This window comes from Mucilaginibacter sabulilitoris, assembly GCF_034262375.1.
GTDB classification, from domain to species: Bacteria; Bacteroidota; Bacteroidia; order Sphingobacteriales; family Sphingobacteriaceae; genus Mucilaginibacter; species Mucilaginibacter sabulilitoris.
Window position 1 is genome coordinate 1,856,524 of the sequence record NZ_CP139558.1, and the last position, 20,641, is coordinate 1,877,164.

General features: G+C 39.5%; 17 protein-coding genes. 10 read left to right on the top strand and 7 right to left on the bottom strand.

All coding sequences use genetic code 11. The annotated features are described in order from the left end of the window. Positions 1–238 precede the first annotated feature (238 nt). Complete coding sequence (gene ligA, locus SNE25_RS07985) at positions 239–2,251, bottom strand: NAD-dependent DNA ligase LigA (RefSeq protein WP_321564572.1); 2,013 nt, start codon at positions 2,249–2,251, stop codon at positions 239–241. A gap of 212 nt (positions 2,252–2,463) precedes the next feature. On the opposite strand from ligA, the gene SNE25_RS07990 reads away from it, so the two are divergent. Then, positions 2,464–3,096: a TNT domain-containing protein gene (locus tag SNE25_RS07990; protein ID WP_321564573.1), complete on the top strand. Its 633-nt coding sequence runs from the start codon at positions 2,464–2,466 to the stop codon at positions 3,094–3,096. An 8-nt stretch (positions 3,097–3,104) separates the two neighbouring features. Then, positions 3,105–3,467, top strand: coding sequence for a hypothetical protein (locus SNE25_RS07995; RefSeq protein WP_321564574.1), 363 nt, complete (start codon positions 3,105–3,107; stop codon positions 3,465–3,467). A 73-nt stretch (positions 3,468–3,540) separates the two neighbouring features. Here SNE25_RS07995 and SNE25_RS08000 read toward each other — a convergent pair whose 3' ends face one another. Then, the gene (locus tag SNE25_RS08000; RefSeq protein WP_321564575.1) at positions 3,541–3,762 is read right to left on the bottom strand and encodes a hypothetical protein; all 222 of its coding nucleotides are present in this window, start codon (positions 3,760–3,762) and stop codon (positions 3,541–3,543) included. Positions 3,763–3,935: 173 nt separating this feature from the next. Here SNE25_RS08000 and SNE25_RS08005 point away from each other — a divergent pair, with 173 nt between their 5' ends. Continuing rightward, a complete protein-coding gene (locus SNE25_RS08005; RefSeq protein WP_321564576.1) occupies positions 3,936–4,178 on the top strand; it encodes a hypothetical protein in 243 nt (80 codons plus the stop codon). A 141-nt stretch (positions 4,179–4,319) separates the two neighbouring features. Here SNE25_RS08005 and SNE25_RS08010 read toward each other — a convergent pair whose 3' ends face one another. Beyond that, complete coding sequence (locus SNE25_RS08010; protein ID WP_321564577.1) at positions 4,320–6,062, bottom strand: DUF885 domain-containing protein; 1,743 nt, start codon at positions 6,060–6,062, stop codon at positions 4,320–4,322. A gap of 135 nt (positions 6,063–6,197) precedes the next feature. On the opposite strand from SNE25_RS08010, the gene SNE25_RS08015 reads away from it, so the two are divergent. Further along, complete coding sequence (locus SNE25_RS08015; RefSeq protein WP_321564578.1) at positions 6,198–6,683, top strand: DinB family protein; 486 nt, start codon at positions 6,198–6,200, stop codon at positions 6,681–6,683. A gap of 77 nt (positions 6,684–6,760) precedes the next feature. Here the strand turns inward: SNE25_RS08015 and SNE25_RS08020 are convergent, their stop codons facing one another. Then, positions 6,761–8,065: an alpha/beta fold hydrolase gene (locus SNE25_RS08020; RefSeq protein ID WP_321564579.1), complete on the bottom strand. Its 1,305-nt coding sequence runs from the start codon at positions 8,063–8,065 to the stop codon at positions 6,761–6,763. Positions 8,066–8,430: 365 nt separating this feature from the next. On the opposite strand from SNE25_RS08020, the gene SNE25_RS08025 reads away from it, so the two are divergent. Next, positions 8,431–10,779 (top strand): TonB-dependent receptor, encoded by a 2,349-nt coding sequence (locus tag SNE25_RS08025; protein ID WP_321564580.1) that lies wholly within the window; start codon positions 8,431–8,433, stop codon positions 10,777–10,779. Positions 10,780–10,786: 7 nt separating this feature from the next. Here the strand turns inward: SNE25_RS08025 and SNE25_RS08030 are convergent, their stop codons facing one another. The 3 genes from SNE25_RS08030 to SNE25_RS08040 form a co-directional block, all read right to left on the bottom strand. Beyond that, positions 10,787–11,002: a KTSC domain-containing protein gene (locus SNE25_RS08030; RefSeq protein WP_321564581.1), complete on the bottom strand. Its 216-nt coding sequence runs from the start codon at positions 11,000–11,002 to the stop codon at positions 10,787–10,789. 44 nt (positions 11,003–11,046) lie between these two features. Then, positions 11,047–11,430, bottom strand: coding sequence for a DUF1634 domain-containing protein (locus SNE25_RS08035; protein WP_321564582.1), 384 nt, complete (start codon positions 11,428–11,430; stop codon positions 11,047–11,049). 80 nt (positions 11,431–11,510) lie between these two features. After that, positions 11,511–12,347 (bottom strand): sulfite exporter TauE/SafE family protein, encoded by an 837-nt coding sequence (locus SNE25_RS08040; protein ID WP_321566212.1) that lies wholly within the window; start codon positions 12,345–12,347, stop codon positions 11,511–11,513. Between the two features lie 199 nt (positions 12,348–12,546). Between SNE25_RS08040 and SNE25_RS08045 the strand changes: the two genes are divergently transcribed. From SNE25_RS08045 to SNE25_RS08065, 5 genes are all read left to right on the top strand, one after another. Next, positions 12,547–14,391, top strand: coding sequence for a UbiD family decarboxylase (locus SNE25_RS08045; RefSeq protein WP_321564583.1), 1,845 nt, complete (start codon positions 12,547–12,549; stop codon positions 14,389–14,391). A gap of 111 nt (positions 14,392–14,502) precedes the next feature. After that, positions 14,503–16,929 carry a T9SS type B sorting domain-containing protein gene (locus SNE25_RS08050; RefSeq protein WP_321564584.1) on the top strand — a complete coding sequence of 809 codons (2,427 nt, stop codon included), beginning with the start codon at positions 14,503–14,505 and terminating at the stop codon, positions 16,927–16,929. A gap of 104 nt (positions 16,930–17,033) precedes the next feature. Next, a complete protein-coding gene (locus SNE25_RS08055; RefSeq protein WP_321564585.1) occupies positions 17,034–17,729 on the top strand; it encodes a hypothetical protein in 696 nt (231 codons plus the stop codon). A gap of 158 nt (positions 17,730–17,887) precedes the next feature. Continuing rightward, the gene (locus tag SNE25_RS08060) at positions 17,888–19,267 is read left to right on the top strand and encodes a M16 family metallopeptidase (RefSeq protein ID WP_321564586.1); all 1,380 of its coding nucleotides are present in this window, start codon (positions 17,888–17,890) and stop codon (positions 19,265–19,267) included. Positions 19,268–19,285: 18 nt separating this feature from the next. Then, positions 19,286–20,620: a M16 family metallopeptidase gene (locus SNE25_RS08065; RefSeq protein WP_321564587.1), complete on the top strand. Its 1,335-nt coding sequence runs from the start codon at positions 19,286–19,288 to the stop codon at positions 20,618–20,620. Positions 20,621–20,641: the final 21 nt, after the last annotated feature.

Consider the following 20,641-nt stretch of genomic DNA (forward strand, 5'->3'; position numbering starts at 1 on the left):
CAATTACAGGCCTTGAGCCGCATTCTTTGCAAGGTTCACAAAAAATGTTTGCCTGTATTGCGATGAAACGTGCCATTTAATACTATTTAATGATTAGGTATAATTAAAATAAACTCACAAAATTGGTAAGTAATATAACGCAGAGATAGCTAATCAGTTTTTAATTTGTCGAATAAAAACACGGATAAATGTACATATTTTTTATAAACCCAATTATCTTTTGATGAATTTTAAAAAATTAATAAATCATAGCCAGTAGTTCTTCATCGCTAATGATCGGGATGTTTAGTTTTTGAGCTTTTTCCAATTTAGCCGGTCCCATGTTATCACCAGCAACCAGGTAATTTAATTTTGCCGATATGCTGCTTAATATTTTACCACCATTTAGCTCAATCAGGTCTTTCAACTCATCACGCGAAAATTTTTCAAATACACCTGATATGATAAAACTTTGACCTGTTAATTTTTCGCTGGCCAGCTTAACTTCTTTTTCCTCAGCTACAAATTGAAGGCCCAATTCTTTTAGTTTTTCAATTTCCTGCCGGTGTTTTTCGTTGCTGAAATACTCAGTTATACTTTGGGCAATGCGTTCGCCAATTTCTTCGGCGGCTGTCAGCTCTTCCTGGGTAGCAGCCATCAGGTGGTCTATGGTTTTAAAGTGCATAGCCAGTTTTTTTGCAACCGTTTCGCCTATATAACGTATACCCAAGCCAAACAGCACTTTTTCAAACGGCATTTGTTTTGACTTTTCAATACCATCGAGCATGTTGGTAATAGACTTATCACCAAAACGTTCCATTTGTTTTAATTCTTCGGCGCGGTCATGGAGTTTATAAATGTCACTGATATGCCTGATGTATCCACGAGTGTATAAGGCTTCAATGGTTTCATCGCCCAGGCCATCAATGTTCATGGCTTTACGGCCTATAAAATGTTGCATTTTACCTACTATTTGCGGACGGCAGCCTTCATCATTTGGGCAATAAAATGCGGCTTCACCTTCTTTACGCTCAAGATGAGTATTGCAAACAGGGCAGGTGGTTCGATATACTATAGGTAAGCTTTCTGACTTTCTTTTATCAGGATTTACGCTGATGATCTTTGGAATGATCTCACCGCCTTTTTCAACAAAAACGGTATCCCCCTCATGTAAATCGAGCCTGAGGATCTCGTTGGCATTGTGCAGGGTAGCGCGTTTTACTGTAGTGCCTGCCAGTAACACTGGTTTTAAATTGGCAACCGGAGTTACAGCACCGGTACGGCCCACCTGGTAGCTTACGCTAATCAGTTCGGTTTCAACGCGTTCGGCTTTGAATTTATAAGATATGGCCCAGCGCGGCGATTTGGCAGTGAAGCCGAGCTCCTGCTGTTGCGAGTAGTTATTTATTTTTATTACTATACCATCAATATCATAACTCAAATCAAACCTGTCTTTATCCCACTTGGCTATAAATTGTAATACTTCATCAATGGTGCCACACAGGCGGCTGTGGTCGTTAACATGGAAGCCCCAGGTTTTAACAGCTTGCAGACTTTCCCAATGGGTTTTAAATAATGGTTTCTCGGTATATAAAAAATAAAGGAAGCAGTCAAGCGGGCGCCGGGCCACCTCAGCCGAATCCTGCATTTTTATGGTACCAGAGGCAAAGTTACGCGGATTGGCATAAGCAACCTCTCCGTTCTCCAAACGTTCGTTGTTGAGGCGCTCAAAGGCTTTGCGGTGCATAAAAACTTCGCCGCGAATATCAAAATAGTCAGGATAGTTGCCTTCATGCAGGCGTTTGGGTATGGTGTTAATGGTGCGTACATTGGTCGTAACCTCATCACCCTGTACACCATCGCCGCGGGTAACTGCACGTACCAGTTTACCTTGCTCGTAAGTTAAACTCATTGACAAGCCATCAAACTTAAGTTCACAAACGTATTCAAAATTATCGCCTATGGCCTTGCGGATGCGCTGGTCAAATTCAAGCAGTTCCTGCTCGTTATAAGTATTGCCTAATGATAACATGGGCCAGCGGTGCCTCACCGTTACAAATTCCTTGGTGATATCACCACCTACTTTTTGGGTTGGCGAATCGGGATCGGCAAACTCAGGGAATTCCCTTTCGAGCTTGTTCAGTTGTTCCAGTTTCTTGTCGAAATCAAAATCGGAAATGGTAGGCATGGCCAGCACATAATAATTGTAATTGTGCTGTTTTAATTCGGTGGTTAATGCCTGGATTTGTTTTTTAGCTTCGGCTGCTGACATAAGTGCGAAGTTAAGAAATTACTTTATTTGATACTTTAATCGGAGAGGTATTAATGTTATGATGTTATTAGCTTATTAAGAAATTGTGAGTTGCGAATTGGTAAGTATAAACGAACAGAACGAATTAACTATAGCTTAAAAATAAATTCCGAATTTCGTTTTGCGAAAAGTATTTCTCGTGTTATTTTTACCGAACTTAAACCAATGACAAAATGAAACAACTCAAAGTTCTGCTATTAGCAGTGTTGTTTGTCCCTTTCCTGGCAAAGGCTCAACAACAGCAATCAAAAACAACACATCATCATTCAGCAAGTTCAAAACATCATGCAAAAAGCAATGGCCTTGTAAGGGGAGTGACTTTTAATGATTTTAAAGCATCAGTATCGGACTTTGCCGACAGTACCAAAAAATTGCTTGCAGATACGGCCTGGAAGCTTTGGAAGCAAGAAAGATGGGGCGAACTCGAAAAGTTTTTTACAGCTAATAACCTTAATGGCGGATGGCCTCCGAACCGTGGTGCGGTAAATTTAAAAATAGTTGTTCTGAAAGCCGGCCTGGAAATTGATCGTTATGGAGGTTACTATGACGCCGATAGCGTTTTTCAGGATAAAGGAACTTTTGTGTCGTTAAAATCGGTACCTTTTCCGCAGCGGGCATTACCTGATAAAACCCTGAGTTCACCTTACCGGGTTTACAAGGTTTTAAAACCAATTCCGAATGTAAGGGAAGGTAAAATTATTCCGTGGTTTAGTAAACCAGGCTTAGGTATCCAGGATGAATTACCTTATACGGTTAATGATCTGAAAAAAGAAGGTTATATTGAAGAAGAAAAAGTAAATAAATAAAGGGCAGGATGATCGAAAAATATGTAAAAGGAAAGTCATTGATCTTTGATGGGTCGCAAGCAGAAATTTTAAACAGGGCTTTTGATCCGGACATAAAAGTAGATATTGAAGGGGCTATAACATTTAATGACTTTGCCAATAACAATTTTGAGGATCTGCGTCAGATCATTGATGGTCATGATTTTGAAACCATTGTATCAACAGGCAATTTTACTACCGATGGCGGATTTCTGAATTTATACAGGGGTAGTGATAACTTAAGATTATACTTTTGCACCAGGAACAATATAGTTATTGTTTTTGCTTTTGGTGAGTTTCAGCCCACCCGATACAAGCTTTATATTGAAGGCGCCTGGGTAATCGGTTCTTGAAAAAATTAAGAGATTGAACAAATAAATAATCCCTGGCAGGCAAAACCTTCAGGGATTATTTATTTGTAATCATTTATTTATCGGTGGTAACAGATTCATTTACCACACTCATTGGGAAGGTAATGCCTCCAGGCACTTTGGTATTGTCTTTTATTTCAACTGTGCCGCTGATCATCTGTTTCGTTTTTGATTCGCTGATCCACCCCGTAGCTATATTATAAGTACCGCCTTTGGTTAAGTGTAAGGTAGGTTTTAGTTTTTGCCCCTGGCAAACGGTACATAAGGTTAATAGCAAAAAAGGTTAAATATGTATTTCATAGCATAATTATTGCAGGCTAAAGGTATTATAATATTTACACCAAAAAATGCATTAAAACATAACAATTAATTAAAAGTTATTTCGTTAACTTTATAGTAATCAATGCTCTTGGTATTAATTAATATATTTTAACTACGGAGGCGTGTTTTATGTTACGGCAAATAGCATTTATACCACAACACCAGTTTCATGTGTTGATCAATTTTAAGGATGATGAACGTATTTTAGCAATTGTACCCAACGAGGCAGGGAGATTCCGCGTGATTGATCAGGGTAAGGTTATTGCCGAAGTTGATTATAATAATGAACACCATTTTATTTGTTGCCGGGGCGAATTGGATGATAATATAATTGTCCAGCTCGAATACCAGATAAAAAATCGTTACGCATAATAGTAAATAAGACTTTGATAGTTCATGGGTAGTGGGCTTATGGTTCATAGTCCATGGGTTTTGTTACTCATGGGCTATCTCTTTTTATGAGTATTAGTTATTCCCTCCGATTGTCATTTTAATCAAAAAGAAAATCTTGTATTAATTTTTACTCGCGGGTGGCTTAGCCAGCATGGCCTCTTTTATAAATTTAACCGGTGCGCTTCCATAGCTTAAAAACTTTTCGTTAAACTCTTTTAATTTAAACTTATCGCCCATTTTCGTTTTGTAAGCATCGCGCAAGTCAATGATCTCTTTATAGCCGGTGTAGTAACTGGTTAACTGTACACTGCTTACGCTTACTCTTTTCCACTTACCTTCGGCTTCGGCCTGTTGCTGAAAAGCCTCGGTAGTGAGCATCTTAATAGCTTCATCTTTAGTCATGTTACCGTTGTGCACGCTATAATCTAATATGGTATTACAAACCGAGCGCAGGTGCCATTTATACCACATCAGTCGCATTTCGGGCTCTTTATTACCGTAGCCGCTGTCGAGCATCATTTCTTCTGCATATACGGCCCAACCCTCGTTCATGGCACCATTACCAAACACCGATTTAATAATGCTTGGCGCTTTATTGGCATACACACCCTGTACATAGTGTCCTGGTATAGCCTCATGAATGCTTAGTATTTGTATAATGTACTGATTGTATTCGCGCAAGTAACTTTCGGCCTTTGCCGGGCTCCATCCGGCTAAACTGCCTACGTTATAATAGGAATTTCCGCCTTTATCATACGGGCCAGGGCCGCTCATAGAGGCACCGGCAACTCCAGCCATGTATCCGGGTTCCTTACGTATAATTAATGGTTTTGAGGGATCAAGGGTAAGCAGGTCCTTAGCTTTCACAAAAGCATTAAGCTTAGGAATAAGTTGCACAATGGCCGATTGAAACTCGTCTGGTTTAACATGTTTGGACGACAAGGTGTCAATCATGGCGCTAATGAGTCCAAGAGTATCTGTTGGGATAGTTCTATTGCCAAAGTATTTTGGCCATAACTGGCGGCTTATTTTAGCCATTTGACCATGCAGGTATTTTTTGCGCTGAACTGCGGTATTATAAACCTGTTGCGCGGAATTTGCCGCTACTATCTCATATTTGAATTTATCTTCATACAAATCCTTACCCAATCTGAAGCTGCGCGGATGATCATTCTTTAATGCTTTTAACCAATCGGCATAACCTTTAATGGCCTGAGCGCACTGGGCGGCCCTGTCGGTCATTAATTTTTTTTCGGCTTTAGGAATATCTGTTTTCTTTAATGAATCGGCAAAATCTTTCTCAATCACATCCAGTCCGCCCAGATTTTGTTCAATGGCCAGACTCGTAAGCTCGGCAACCGGGTTTTTTATTTGTTTTTCGGCATCTTTATAATAAAGCGGAACATTGGCCATTCGCTGATAAAAATTACGCAGGCGCTTGGTCAGGGGAGCATAGTGTTCGTTCAGGATATAAGCAAAGGTACTTATCACGTTGTATGATGAAGGGTCCCACTCGTAGGCTTTTAGCCGCTCAATTTGCCATTGAGAATAATCGAGCTGGTTTTGCATTATTTTATAATCTATACGGTTACCTTCGTTTAGTGTATTAGCTTCAAAACGGCTCAGTGAATCTACTTGCACCTTTATGAATTCTATCATTTTCTGGCGGCTTTGTTCATTGGGGATATACAGCAGGCTGTCGTATTTATGATAGCCTACAGAAGTTGCCCAATCCGGGTCTAATTTCCATAAAGCATCAAGGAAAGAATTTTCATAAATAGCGAACGCTGCATCGTCTTTACCCATTAACGGTCCACTGCCGCTCCCTCCCATATCTTTTTTGCAGGCAGTTAAAAAAGCCATGAAAATTATAACGGCCAAAGCCATCTTTATGAATATATTTTTTATCACGTGTTTAATGAGATTATAATACCGATAAACTTAAAACATTTAAGGCATATAAATCAAACCATAGATTAATTTGTTACTTTATTTACTATGAAAACACAGTATAACGAACACGAAATTTTAATAGATGAACTGGTACACCTGCTAAACGGTGGTAATGCCCATGCCGATTTAACAAGAGCATTAGATGGCTTGCCGTCTAACTTGCGAGGAGTTAAACCCGATAAGTTGCCTTATAGCATTTGGCAGTTGGTTGAGCATATCCGTATTGCACAATGGGACATGCTGGAGTTTTGTAAAGATGGAAGTCATGAATCGCCCAACTGGCCTGATGATTACTGGCCAAAGGAAACCAGCCCTACAAGTGACGAGGCATGGAATAAATCAGTTAGGCAAATAAACAAGGATACCGATGAGTTGATGGGTTTAGCAAAAACTGGTAACCTGTTTGAAAAAATACCACATGGCGATGGGCAAACTATTTTGCGTGAGATTTTGCAGGCGGCAGATCATAATGCCTATCATCTTGCCGAAATTATCATGGTCAGGAGACTGCTTGATGCCTGGAATAATTAAAAAAAACGGATAGGCCATTAGGAGATTATTCAATTGTTCTGCTCCTGGTCTGTTTTTATTTGATTATATTTCTTGTGCTATTTTTCCTTGTTTAAGAAGCTTATAAGGGCTTTTACAAACTCGGGTTTAAGTGGCAGGTCGGGTTGATTATAGGTAGCTATATTCGCAGCCTTATCTGCAGGTGCCTCTTTTAAAACGTGGTTCATGCCGGGTATTATGGCAAGCACGGCGTCTGACTTTGCTTTCTTTAATTTGTCGGCATCAGCAACGGTAACCTGAAGGTCGGTAGTGCCCTGTACAATTAAAATGGGGATCTTTATTTTTTTGATTTCGCGAGTGGGATTATATCTAAACCAGGACATCAGGTACTTTTGTACGCTTGGCCTGGCAACTGAATACAAGGCCGGATCAATGTTATCTGTTGTTTTACCTCGTTTTAGGCTATCGAGCATTCGGTTAAAACCATCAGCAATCCATTGTGGCTGCGATTTCATTTGTTCGGTCATGATTTTATCGGCCGAGTCGCCTGCGCCAGCTACAGATATAAATGCTTTTATGGGTTGCTCATAAGCGGCCATCATGCCTATTAACGAGCCTTCGCTATGACCCAATATGATGATCTTTGAAAATCGCTGGTCGTCATTCAATAAATTAATCAGACCAACCGCGTCCTCAATATAATCTTCAAAGCGCAGCTCACTTTCTTTGGTTGAACTTACGCTCTGGCCAACAAGGCGCTTGTCATAACGCAACGAAGCAAAACCATTTTTACCCAATTCATTGGCTATCATCTTATATGTATTGGCAGATAGCCCCAGTTTAGGGCTATTACCATCGCGGTCGGTTGGGCCTGAGCCCGCAATAATCATAACAACAGGTATTTTGCCGTTGACATTTTTAGGCATGGCCAGTGTTCCAGCTATGGAGCCCGATAAGGTTTTTAATGATACCGGTGATTCTGTTATTGAGGGATCAGTTGGTAAAGTTGAAACAGCTGACTCGGTAGTTTTTGCAGGCGCCTGGTAAGGTTTTAAAAGCAAACCTGTAAATTGGTTTTTTGAGTTTACGGATAGGTTCAATAAAAAGGTGTTTTTCTGAAAAGTAGCTTTGTAATAGGCAAGTGGAGCCTCATATTTCATGAAATCGGCATCCACTAAATTGCCAAGCTGTTCTTTTAATTGTATAGTGGTACTCTTGAAATTATCGGCAGGTAGGGCGGCCTTCATTTCAGGGCTAAACATATTGTAGATGCTATCGGGCTGGTTATTGTTGTACAATTGTTTAAACTTGTTTAAAGCGGTAATATAATTAGCCGGTTCTGACTGGGCATTTATTTTTGTTGCAAAGCAGATGGTAAGGATAAAAAGGCTTAATTTCTTCATATTTATGGCTCTCAAAATGATACAGTGATCCGTTGGGCCGAAATTAAATAAAATTGATTGCTTTTGCTTTAATTGAATTTACAAATGCATCATGGCGTTTTATACATATATAAATGCCGAATTAAATAAATTAAGGTCGGGTTAACAGTTATTATTATATATCGTAAATTGTCAATACGTATTTATTTGTTTTCTATATATTGTTACTATATTGCGTTACAATTTCAAATCGGAAAATATAAGTTTTTCTATACTAACTATTAATGAGGGTTTTATTCGGGAGCTTGTTCTCAGTGCTTTTGACTGGGATGTGTTGTTTTTCATTTGCGCAAACAAAACCTTCGGCAATTCAGGGTAAAGTTTTGATGGAAAATAATGAAGCTGCTGAGGCTGCTACTGTTGTTTTACTCAAAGCTGCCGACTCATCAGTGGTAAGATCAAGCCTGGCCAACAAAAACGGCGTGTTTGACTTTACCGGTATCACTGCCGATACTTATCTGCTTTTAGCTACAAGCATAGGCTGCAACAAAGTTTATTCAGGACCATATAAAGTTTTGAATGGCCAAAGTGTAATTGCCCCAAACATGTTCCTGAAACTAATTAACAACCAGTTGCAAGAGATTAAAGTGGTAGCGCGAAGGCCCTATATTGAAGTAAAACCCGGAAAAATAGTCCTTAACATGCAAACCAGCATAACTGCTGAGGGAAATTCAGTGTACGATGTGCTGAGGCAATCGCCGGGAGTGCATGTAAACAGCGGCAACGACGCCCTGATTATCAGTGGCCGGCAGCCTGCTTTGATAACTATTGACGGAAAACCTACAAACTTAACCGGAGATGACCTGGTAAATTTGCTGCGCGGTATGCAAAGCAATAATATTGATCAGATAGAGATGATTACCAGCCCATCGGCAAAATATGATGCATCGGGTGGTGGCATTATAAATATTATACAAAAAAAGGGAACCAATATAGGTACCAACGGAACTTTTACTGCCGGAGCAGGTTATGGAAAATATTATAAAAGCCGGGCCGGTGTTATTTTTAATAACCGTACTGATAAGCTCAATGTATTTGGCAATTACACTTTTGAAGGTAATAAAACTAATCGCTACATTAACACCAACAGAAATATTAAGTATAATGATACTTTAAGTAATTATAATGTTGATTATAATAATATTCAAAAATCATTTATACACAACTTTAAATTGGGGGCCGACTACGCTATATCTCCCAAGCAAACCATTGGTTTTTTGGTAAGCGGCATTTTTCGGCAAGATGACTTTCTGAAGGATAATAATTTGAAAATATCAAATCAGAACAGGCTCGATTCGGTGATTATCGCTAAGTCTGACCTTGATCGGGGCACCAGTTTTTTAAATTACAATATCAATTATAATGGGCTGCTTGATAAGAGCGGTAAAAATCTGTCGGCCGATGTGAACTATTCAACATATAATCGCCACTCGGACGAGTATATAACCAATAATTTTTATACCCCTACAGGTGCCCGATATCGCGATTCGTTGCAACTGGAGAATCTTTCCCCTTCAGATATTCGTATCTGGACTTCAAAAATAGATTATGTAAACCCTTTGTCAAAAACGGCAAGGCTGGAAACAGGAGTAAAATATAACCATATACAAAGTAATAATAATTTGATATTTGGCCCGTTGGTGAATAGTGTTTACCAGGCTGATCCTAATTATACCAATCGCTTTATATATACCGAAATTGTAAGCGCGGGTTACTTAAATTATATTAATAAAATAGGGAAGTTTGATATTACCGCCGGCTTACGGGCCGAAAAAACAAATTCAAAGGGGCGCTCAATAGGTATAGCGGGAGCGCCATCTGTAACAAACCAAAATAGTTACTTTAACTTATTTCCGCAGGCACAGCTAAATTATCAGCTTAATAAAAAAAATGCATTTAGCTTAAGCTATAACCGGGGCATACACCGGCCGGACTACCAGGATATTAATTCATTTTTATATTATACTGATCTTTATGATTATGTGTCTGGTAACCCCAATCTAAAACCAGAGTACACCAGCGCTGTACAATTATCACATACCTATAACGATACCTTTATAAGCACATTGTATTATAATGTTACTAATGATGCTTATGATTTTCCGGTATATGAGCAAAATGATTCCTCTAAAGTTAATATAACCATTCGTAGAAATTTTGGCAGGATATTCGTTTACGGGGCTACTTTTTACGCCCCCGTACAGTTTAATAGCTGGTGGAATGCCAGCTTTAACCTGGATGCCTCGTATCAGCGTTACGTTGCTTACGCGGTAAATGGAAATTTTAACAAAGGGATGCAGGATATTATTTTTAATACTACACAGAATTTTACACTGAACAGTACCATTTTAGCCGAGCTCTCCGGAAGGTACGAGTCCCCAACCTTGTATGGTGTTAACCAGATCAGGCAAAGCTATACTGTGAACGCGGGTATTAGTAAACAAATTTTTAATAAGCGGGGCAGCTTAAAATTGAACGTTATTGATATTTTTAATACCGATCGCGAACGATACAGGATACTATATCAGAATGTTGACCTCTCCGGTCTAAATAAAAGAGAAACCCGCAGAGTGATGCTTAATTTTACCTATCGTTTTGGAAAATCATCAATTAAATCGGCCAGTAAACATAATACCGGTAGCGATGATGAGGTAAGAAGAACCGGCAACCAATAATATTTAGTTACATAATGCGAAGCTCCGGATACCTGCCTTTAATTTTGGTGACAAAATAGTGGCCCAATGATTCGGAATTCATGAATTTTTTGTAGGCCCTTGACGTAAAGCCAAAGTATTGCCACACTCCGCCGCTATCCCTGAATTCTACTTCTAAAATTTTGGCCGAGGGATCATAGCCTAAGCTATTTAATGCCGATGACTCTACCATACGCCTTTGCATACAATATTATAATATATGCAAAGTGAAAATTGTTTTAAAAATATTTAACCTGCATGACCACTAAGCATGCTTGCTGTAATAATAAGTAAAACAAACAGCGTAATACCGGTGTATAGATAGTCTTTCTCGAGTAAAAATCCGATGGCAGAAAATACTACCCTTACTACTGGCGTAGCAATTAATAAAACTATGCCTGCCTGTATAATGGCTCGTCCTCTTAAGGCAATAATGCCATTGAATATTCCGGAAGCATTGTGAACAAAATCGGGGATGCCATTAAAAGTAGCATAGTTAGCTGGTGTATGTCCGTGCCTGTACAAGTAAATTACACCACCAATAAAAATAATGATCATGGACAGCAATACACCAAGGCGTAATATCCACCCGATAACTATCTGCATATCAGTATCTTTAAAGTTCTTGTTCATTAGCGTTATTTGGGTTAATTAATAATCATGTTTTTATTCATATCACTCACCAATTAATTAACGACACCAGTGAACACTAATTATATTTTTCCAATAAAGCCGTTATATATCATTTGCGATGCCAGGAAGGTTACTACAACAGCAAATACCCATCGCAACCAGCCTGATGAAGTGGCGTGCACCAATATTTTCGACCCGCTTAATGCGCCAAATAAAACACCTATAGCCACTGGCATTGACAAGCCCGGGTCAATATAACCACGCTGCAGGTAAACAACCGCACTGGCTGCTGCAGTAACGCCTATCATAAAATTACTGGTTGTTGTTGATACTTTGAAGGGAATACGCATAACGGTATCCATAGCCAATACTTTTAAGGCTCCCGACCCTATGCCCAGCAATCCTGATATAACACCGGCAAAAAGCATCATGAAAAAGCCACCACCAACATTTTTTACACTGTAGGTTACTGCCCCGTTAACGGTTGGATAACTGCTATTCAGTTTTAATTTTTCGGCCAGCTTATTTTTTTCCTGGTTTATTTGTTCTGCTTTTTTAACTAATGAAAGAATGGCCGACATAATAAGGATTATACCAAATAAAATAGCTATGAAATTTGTTGGTATATAAACGGCTATTAAGGCGCCTACCATTGCACCCGCGGTAGTGGCAATCTCCAGGAACATGCCCAGCCTTATATTGGTAATACCTTCTTTTACATATGCGGCTGCAGAGCCTGATGAGGTAGCGATAACCGAAACGAGTGATGCGCCAATAGCGTAATGAATGTCAACCCTTAATACCAAAGTTAACAGCGGAATAATAACAAAACCACCGCCTAAGCCCGTTAATGAACCCAATAAGCCCGCGAAATACGAGCCTATAAATATGATAAGCGTAAATACAATCACCGACATCATTAACAGCCAACTTGAATTGCTAAAGTAGCAATAATTTGTTCATTGGTTTACCTGTTCAGTAGTTTATTGGTCTTTAATAAACAAAACCGGCTTCGGACGGATGTATTAACCGGCAAGCATATCTGTTATATGTCAATTATACTAATGAACCAGCATCATCCGTAACCTGATAAATCAAATATTCTTACTTTCGTGCATGGGTTATAAAAGTTTACAGGCTTGTATTGCCGATCTTGAAAAGAATGGTCACCTGGTACGCATTAAGGACGAAGTTGATCCTTACTTGCAAATGGCCGCGATTCATTTGCGCGTATTTGAAAACCAGGGCCCGGCCATACTTTTTGAAAATATTAAGGGCAGTAAATTCCCGGCGATATCTAATTTATTTGGTACGCTTGAGCGGTCTAAGTTTATTTTCAGAGATACGCTCGACAAGATTAAAACATTGGTTGAACTCAAGAACGACCCCCTTAAGGCCATAAAACATCCGTTTAAATATGCAAATGTAGGCCTTACAGCCCTATCGGCACTACCTATGAAGAGTAGAGCCGGCGCTCCGGTTAATTTTGGGCGTTGCAAAATAAGCGATATCCCACAAATAGTGAATTGGCCAATGGATGGCGGCCCTTTTGTAACTATGCCACAGGTATATACCGAAGATGCAGATAAACCCGGTATTATGAATGCCAATCTGGGCATGTATCGAATACAACTGGCCGGCAATGATTATATTTTAAATCAGGAAATTGGCTTGCATTATCAAATACATCGCGGTATTGGCGTACATCAAACAAAAGCAAATGCCAGGGGATTGCCCTTAAAGGTGAGCATATTTGTGGGCGGCCCGCCGTCGCACCCGGTTGCGGCAGTAATGCCTCTGCCTGAAGGCCTGTCAGAAATGACATTTGCCGGGGCCCTGGGTAACCGGCGCTTTCGCTATTTTTATGACGATGAAGGTTTTTGCATTTCGGCAGATGCTGATTTTGTGATTACCGGAACAGTAATGCCTCATGACAATAAGCCCGAGGGGCCTTTTGGCGATCATCTGGGTTATTACAGTCTGATACACCCTTTTCCGCTGTTAAAAGTTCATAATGTTTATCACCGTAAAGATGCGGTATGGTCATTCACGGTAGTTGGTCGCCCGCCGCAGGAAGATACAAGTTTTGGGGCGCTTATTCATGAAATCAGCGGGGCAGCTATTCCAAAAGAGATACCTGGCTTACATGCCGTTAATGCTGTTGATGCGGCCGGTGTGCACCCATTGTTATTTGCCATAGGTAGCGAACGTTATACGCCTTATATCCAGGAGCGCAAGCCACAGGAGATACTGACCATTGCCAATCATATATTAGGTAAGAGCCAGCTGAGTTTGGCAAAATACCTGTTAATTGCCGCTAAAGAAGACGACCAAAGTTTAGATGTAAATAACATCCCGGTATTTTTAAATCATATCCTGCAACGGGTTGATTTTACCCGCGATCTGCATTTTTATACCCGTACCACCATTGACACACTTGATTACAGCGGCAGCGGACTAAATTCGGGCAGCAAAGTTGCTATTACCGTTGCCGGTGATATTAAACGCGAATTATGGGCTGAACTACCATCATGGTTTGATTTGCCGAGGCCGGTTAACAATTACAAAATAGCCCTGCCCGGTGTGCTCATGGTAGAGGTTCCGAAACATATAAACCATAAGGATATTGATAACATTGTAAGCATTATAGAATACCGGCTTAAGGAAGAAGAAGATGATCTGAATGGCCTTGCGTTAATTGTGCTATGTGATGATGCAGGCTTCGCTGCCGAAAACGTAAATAATTTTGTTTGGGTAACCTTTACCCGCAGTAACCCATCGCACGATATTTATGGCATTGGCAGCTTTACCGAGCATAAGCATTGGGGATGTACCGGGCCACTTATTATCGATGCCCGTATAAAGCCGCACCACGCCCCCGTATTAGAAAAAGATCCCGAAGTTGAAAAATCGGTTGATAAAATGGGAGCAAAGGGCGCCGCCCTGCACGGCATTATTTAAAAAGTAATCGATTATATATATATATTTAATTGGTTGAAAATATTTTTAATTGGTTGAAAATATTAGGGACCAATGAGGTAATAATTATATTTACCACATAATATTTAACCCTTGCCTTACCTTATTACATTCCCTTTTAAAAAGGGAGCACTTCTTGTATTTATATTAGTCTTTTTTTCTTTTGTTAAAGGATATGGGCAGCAATTTTATGTTGCAGCATACGGCGTTCCTCTGCAACGTGTTACCTTAACTCCAAATGGTCCCGTATCGGTATCAGTTGGAGGGTGTGGGGCCAATGATTTTTTTTCGATAGCCATATTGGGCAATAAGCTATATTATAGTAATGCTTCTTCGATGTTCGTTGGTGATATAACGGGGGGAGATTCTCCTACAATTACCAATTGTACTTTTTTAGGGGCTGCTGATTTTGGCAATGCACTTACTGTTGACAAACAAGGTATTTTATACTACGCAAGAGGTAACCTATTGTATTCATTTAATCCAACTAACAAAAAAAATGTTTTTATAGGAGCTATGCCTTATACGGCACAGGGGGATCTGGTGTTTTATAATAACGAACTATATATGGCTGCAGCTGAGGGTATAGCTAAAATAAATTTAGCAAATGTTGCGCTTAGTAAACTTTGGGTATCTATACCCAATGAAAGCATTTACAGTTTAACAGCCACATCAGTAAACGGTGTTATTAAGGTATATGCTTTTACTGAATATCCTGTAAGGCAAATTTATGAACTTGATATGCAGAAAAGGGTTATTAAAGCAATTGTAGGTGTTTTACCGTATCAAACTCTGGATGCCGCAAGTGATTCGGAAGCAGGTGCTGTGAAGTATATCGAGATTGATCATGTAAAAATAAGTCAGGAATGTGATGTGTTTAATAAAGGTCGAGTTGAGATTGTTGCTAAGCCACATATCAATAATTACAAATATACTTTAAACACGGGGCAAATTAATCAAACAGGTATTTTCGATAACTTAAGTCCTGGTAATTATACAGTGACTATTAGGTCAAATGGTACGGAACCCCCCAATCCGGTTAATTTTAACGTCCCTGATTATAGTATTGGTAATCCGGTTATAATTCCCGAAATAAAAAATCCTGTTTGCTCGATTAAGGGAAATATTAAGCTTAGTGCAGGAACAGCAAGTGCCACACACCGTATTAGGTTTAATGATCAGATATATGATTTTGATCATACCTTTACTGATTTGTTAGCAGGTACATACCATTTTACCATACTTAATGAAAATGGCTGCGTTACTGATGAAAAGGATTATACACTAACGCAGGGTTACTGCCCTCAAATATCCATTACCAATATACTCATCCAGCCAGAATGTGATATTTTCAATCGTGGAAATGTAAAAGTATCTACTGCTCCTCATGCCGCTAATTACAAATACACTTTAAATGGGATAACTAATACTACGGGCGTTTTTGATAATCTGTTTCCTGGTAATTATGTCTTAACTGTATCATCAGATGGTATCGAAGAACCTATTAGTGAGGATGTCGTAGTACCTGATTATTCAAACAATAGTCCAACAGTAACTTTTATTACGATTAATCCATTGTGCGATATTAAAGGTTCTATTAAACTCGATGCCGGTGCAGCTAACACATCCTACAAAATAAGATACAATGGCCAGGTTTTTGGCTTTGACCATACTTTTAACGGTTTAAATCCAGGGAGTTACCACTTCACCATTTTAAGGCCAAACGGATGCATAGCCGATGAAAAAGATTATATCCTGCAGCAGGATGATTGCCCGCCAATAATTATTAATAATGTAGAGGTGCAGGCTGAATGTAATGCTTACGGACAAGCCAGTGTGAAAGTAATTACCCAAAATCATCCGGACACCTATACCTATACCTTAAATAACGTGAGTAATAATACCGGGATATTTAATTTTTTAACACCCGGCACTTATACGGTGACAGTTAGTTCATCGGGCGGTGATCATAAAGAACAGCAGGTAACGGTTCCTGATTTTACTTTAAATAAACCTCACTTAACTTATAAAGTTAAAGCAGCCGTATGCACACTGCTTGGCGAAATAAAGTTTAGTGTAAATGGAAATGGCGAAGGTGCAGTGAAAGTAAGGCACAACAATGGCTTTTTTTCAATAAGTGAAACTATTAAAGGCTTAACTCCGGGTGCTAATCACTTTACAATACTTAACCAGCAGGATTGTATTTTAGATGAGATCGATGTTAATGTAACGCAGGATAAATGCGAACCTGTAGTGTTTCCTAATGCTTTTACGCCTAACGGAGATGGCATAAATGATCTTTTCAGGCCCAACCAGGAAAGTAACCCGCTTAACTTTAAGCTTTATATATATAATCGTTGGGGTAGCCTGATGTTTCAGTCTCAAAGTATCTATAACGGATGGGATGGTACGGAAAAAGGCAATCAGGTTCCTTTTGGTGTTTATTATTGGATTGCTACCTATAATATGCCCGATGGTAAAAGTGCACGTCAAAACGGAACAGTTACACTAATCAGGTAAAACAAATTTTTTTCGTGATTCGGATGATCAATCAAAACAGCCAATCCAGAAAAAATCAGCATAATCAACGCAATCATCCAAATCAACGGTTAACTTTGCGGCGTATGAAGAATTTTCTGTTTTGTTTTATAATAATGATGGTGGCCTTTGGCTGTACAAAAAAAGAGGTGCCGCATTACACCATATCAAGGGTGGTTAAAAGCGATACGGCGAGTAAGCTTACCGTTAACATTAACGGTCGCTTAAGCCAGGCCGACCTGTTAAGCATCACTTCTAAAATTAAGGCTGATAGCTCTGCATTGCCAAACCTGCAGCTTTGCTACTTGCTGCCAGGCCATAACGATAAAAGTACTGCCGCGAATAATTTTTATGCTATAGCTAAGTATCCCAATACCGCTGTGGTAACCATGCAGGATACCCTGAAAGATGCCGACGGAAACGTGGTACGACTAAAAATTAAGGGTTTATCTGATAAAGCGGCGAAGGAACTACTGGCTTTAAATCCCAAAGAAATACAAGGGAAAAATATCCTGGGGCGGTTCGTTGACGATAATAACCAAACTGTTATTATTCCTTTTACCGAACCCAATGATCCTAAGAAAGAACTTTACATTATTGAGCTGGATTCCACAGGTAAAGTAGTTTCGGCAACGGTACCGATGCTTGATAATAAAGATGGGGTAGAAAAATGGGTAGTGTCCCATCGTGGCGATTATTGTACCTTAAAAGATAGTGTACTAACCCAATATTCTATCGACGATTTGGGCTTACCTTATAATAGTATTAAATCGGGTATTTAATACTATTAACCTTTTTATAGTGAACAGGCAGAGGTGTAAATGTGCGAAAATCACTTTACGGTTAATCCTGTGCTAAAAAACGAATTAAGGCGGATTAAAACATTCACGTTTTATAGAATATACCGATATATTTATAGTGTTTAAAATATTATAAGTATATGACCCGAAACTTTACCAAAATTTTAGCACTAAGTGTTGCGGGGGTATTTAGCTTTTGCTGTGCAATTGCGCAACCCCACCTACCGGAAGGTTATTTCTGGAAAAAGCTTTCAAACGGATTGGAAGTTGTAGTTATTGAAAACAGCAAGGTGCCACTGGCAACCATTGAAATTGCTGTAAAAAACGGTGCGTACACGGAAGGGCCTGAATATAGCGGCCTGTCGCATCTTTTTGAACACATGTTTTTTAAGGCGAATAAAGACTATCCAAATCAGGAAGCCTTTTTAAAACGTACACAGGAGTTGGGTGCCATCTGGAACGGTACAACCGATGTGGAAAGGGTTAATTACTTTTTCACCTTTGACAGAGACAGCCTTAAAGCCGGTTTAAAGTTTATGAATGCGGCCATCCGTTTTCCAATATACCGTGAAGAGGATATGAAAAAGGAACGCCCTGTGGTAGATGGCGAGTTTCAGCGGGCCGAAAGCGATCCGGGTTTCCAGTTGTGGTATGGTATACAACAAAAACTTTGGGGCGATTTGATTACCCGCAAAAATCCTATCGGGATTCATGAGGTGATCAATACGGCTACGCCCGAGAAGATGATGATCATCAAGGATAAATATTATTTCCCTAATAACAGCTTGCTTACCATTTGCGGCGACGTAAAGCACGATGCGGCCTTCGCCCTTGCCGAAAGTATATTTGGCGACTGGGCTAGCAGTGGCTTTAATCCTCATGAAAAATACCCTATACCTCCATTTAAACCACTGACTAAGAGCGAATATTTTGTAAAAGAAAGCACTATAGCGCAAACGCCGTATATGCAGCTCTCATGGCAGGGGCCTTCGTACTTAACAGATTCGGCATCAACTATCGCTGCTGATGTGTTTTCAACCATATTGGGTTTGAATTCATCTAAATTACAACAGGCACTGGTTGATAAGGGCCTGGCAAGTGGTGTTTATGTAAGCTACACCACCAGCCGTTATGTTGGTCCGGTTGATGTTACTGTTGTACCAAATCCCAATAAGCTAAAGGAATGTTACGATGAATTGATGAACCAGGTAAGCCAGTGGGCCAAACCCGATTACTTTACCGACGATCAGTTAAAGGACGCCAAAGCTATTTTACTGCGCAACAGTATCCATCAAAAGGAAAAGCCATCTTCATTGGCCAGCCAGATGAGTTACCAGTGGTGCAGTACCTCGCTTGATTTTTATACTAACCTTGATGGTAATTACCAGAAAATTACAAGGGATGATATTCAAAAATATCTGAACACTTATATAATTGGTAAGCCTTACGCGGCAGGTATTATTATAGCACCAGAGTTAAGTAAACAACAAAATGTAGCTTCATTTTTTGTAGCTAAGTAAATTTAAATCTTATCAACGATGAAGAAATATGTGTTCACCCTGCTGATTGCAGCGGCGATAGGAAATATAAAAACAGTACAGGCACAAAATAAAGCTTATGAAACCACTGTTGATGGTGTGAAGGTAATTGTGCAGCCAAGCGGCAATGATATAGTAGAGATACAAACTATTATAAAGGGCGGCGTGCAAAACTACAGTGCCGCAAAAATGGGTATCGAATCAATGGCTATTAACGCACTCACAGAGTGCGGAACGTTAAAACACGATAAAAACAGCTTTAAAGACCAGTTAGACAAAGTAAGTGCTACTGTTTATGGTACCAGCAATAAAAATTATTCAGTTTTAAGAATGAATTGCATTAAAGGCGACTTTGATGTGGTTTGGCCTTTGTATGTGGAAGCGTTAACTCAGCCTAAGTTTGATGCTAAAGAGTTTGCCCGCATAAAACAGGATGCGATAAACAATATAAAACAAGCTGATTCACAGCCTGATAACGCTATTGATAAATATGCTGATAAAACCGCATTTGCAAACCGCGATTATGCTAAAGACCCAAATGGTACGGTTGATATAGTTTCTAAACTAACTCCCGAAGAAACTAAAGCTTATTATCAATCAATATTGACCAGATCACGTATGGTGATTGTGATAGTGGCTGATTTAGACAAAGCAGTTATTGAAGCTAAAGTTAAGGCTATGTTGGGCGGCATTAAGCAAGGCGCGCCGTTTGAGTTTAAAAAATCATTCTTCAGGGTATATAAAAATTCATTCAATGCCGAATCAAGAGATCTGGCTACCAACTATGTAGAAGGCATTACCAGCGGCCCACAGCCGGGGACAGCCGATTTTGACGCCTTTAATGTGGCCATGCGCATTTTTGCTAATCGCCATTTTTTAGATGTACGCACCAATAATGGTTTGTCATATGCGCCACAAGCGTGGTTTAGCGTTGGACAAACATCAGTTGCCAAGTTTTCGGTATCAACAACCCAGCCCGATAAATATATTGCCGTATTTGATAAACTGGTTGACAAAATTAAATCTGAAGGATTTAAAGCCGACGAGGTTGCCAACATGAAGATTACTTATCTTACCGGTTTTTATTACAAAAACGAAACCAACAGTGCGCAGGCATCATCTATAGCCTCAAATGAAGTGTTATTTAATAACTGGAGACGTTCGTTAACGCTGGTTGATGATGTTAAAAAACTAACGCTTGAACAGGTAAGTGATGCTTTCCGTAAGTATATCAACAACATCGTTTGGGTTTACCAGGGCGATCCTAAAAAAGTGAACCAGATATTGTATATCAACGGCACTTTAAACAAAGGCGATAACCCGGTAAGTCATTAATATTTGATATTTCAGGCTTAA

What these genes read in the sequence shown, in the direction of transcription:
- ligA (WP_321564572.1), bottom strand. Translation starts at nt 2,251, where the DNA reads ATGTCAGCAGCCGAAGCTAAAAAACAAATCCAGGCATTAACCACCGAA.
- SNE25_RS07990 (WP_321564573.1), top strand. Translation starts at nt 2,464, where the DNA reads ATGAAACAACTCAAAGTTCTGCTATTAGCAGTGTTGTTTGTCCCTTTC.
- SNE25_RS07995 (WP_321564574.1), top strand. Translation starts at nt 3,105, where the DNA reads ATGATCGAAAAATATGTAAAAGGAAAGTCATTGATCTTTGATGGGTCG.
- SNE25_RS08005 (WP_321564576.1), top strand. Translation starts at nt 3,936, where the DNA reads ATGTTACGGCAAATAGCATTTATACCACAACACCAGTTTCATGTGTTG.
- SNE25_RS08010 (WP_321564577.1), bottom strand. Translation starts at nt 6,062, where the DNA reads ATGGCTTTTTTAACTGCCTGCAAAAAAGATATGGGAGGGAGCGGCAGT.
- SNE25_RS08015 (WP_321564578.1), top strand. Translation starts at nt 6,198, where the DNA reads ATGAAAACACAGTATAACGAACACGAAATTTTAATAGATGAACTGGTA.
- SNE25_RS08020 (WP_321564579.1), bottom strand. Translation starts at nt 8,065, where the DNA reads ATGAAGAAATTAAGCCTTTTTATCCTTACCATCTGCTTTGCAACAAAA.
- SNE25_RS08025 (WP_321564580.1), top strand. Translation starts at nt 8,431, where the DNA reads ATGGAAAATAATGAAGCTGCTGAGGCTGCTACTGTTGTTTTACTCAAA.
- SNE25_RS08030 (WP_321564581.1), bottom strand. Translation starts at nt 11,002, where the DNA reads ATGCAAAGGCGTATGGTAGAGTCATCGGCATTAAATAGCTTAGGCTAT.
- SNE25_RS08035 (WP_321564582.1), bottom strand. Translation starts at nt 11,430, where the DNA reads ATGAACAAGAACTTTAAAGATACTGATATGCAGATAGTTATCGGGTGG.
- SNE25_RS08040 (WP_321566212.1), bottom strand. Translation starts at nt 12,347, where the DNA reads ATGTCGGTGATTGTATTTACGCTTATCATATTTATAGGCTCGTATTTC.
- SNE25_RS08045 (WP_321564583.1), top strand. Translation starts at nt 12,547, where the DNA reads ATGGGTTATAAAAGTTTACAGGCTTGTATTGCCGATCTTGAAAAGAAT.
- SNE25_RS08055 (WP_321564585.1), top strand. Translation starts at nt 17,034, where the DNA reads ATGAAGAATTTTCTGTTTTGTTTTATAATAATGATGGTGGCCTTTGGC.
- SNE25_RS08060 (WP_321564586.1), top strand. Translation starts at nt 17,888, where the DNA reads ATGACCCGAAACTTTACCAAAATTTTAGCACTAAGTGTTGCGGGGGTA.
- SNE25_RS08065 (WP_321564587.1), top strand. Translation starts at nt 19,286, where the DNA reads ATGAAGAAATATGTGTTCACCCTGCTGATTGCAGCGGCGATAGGAAAT.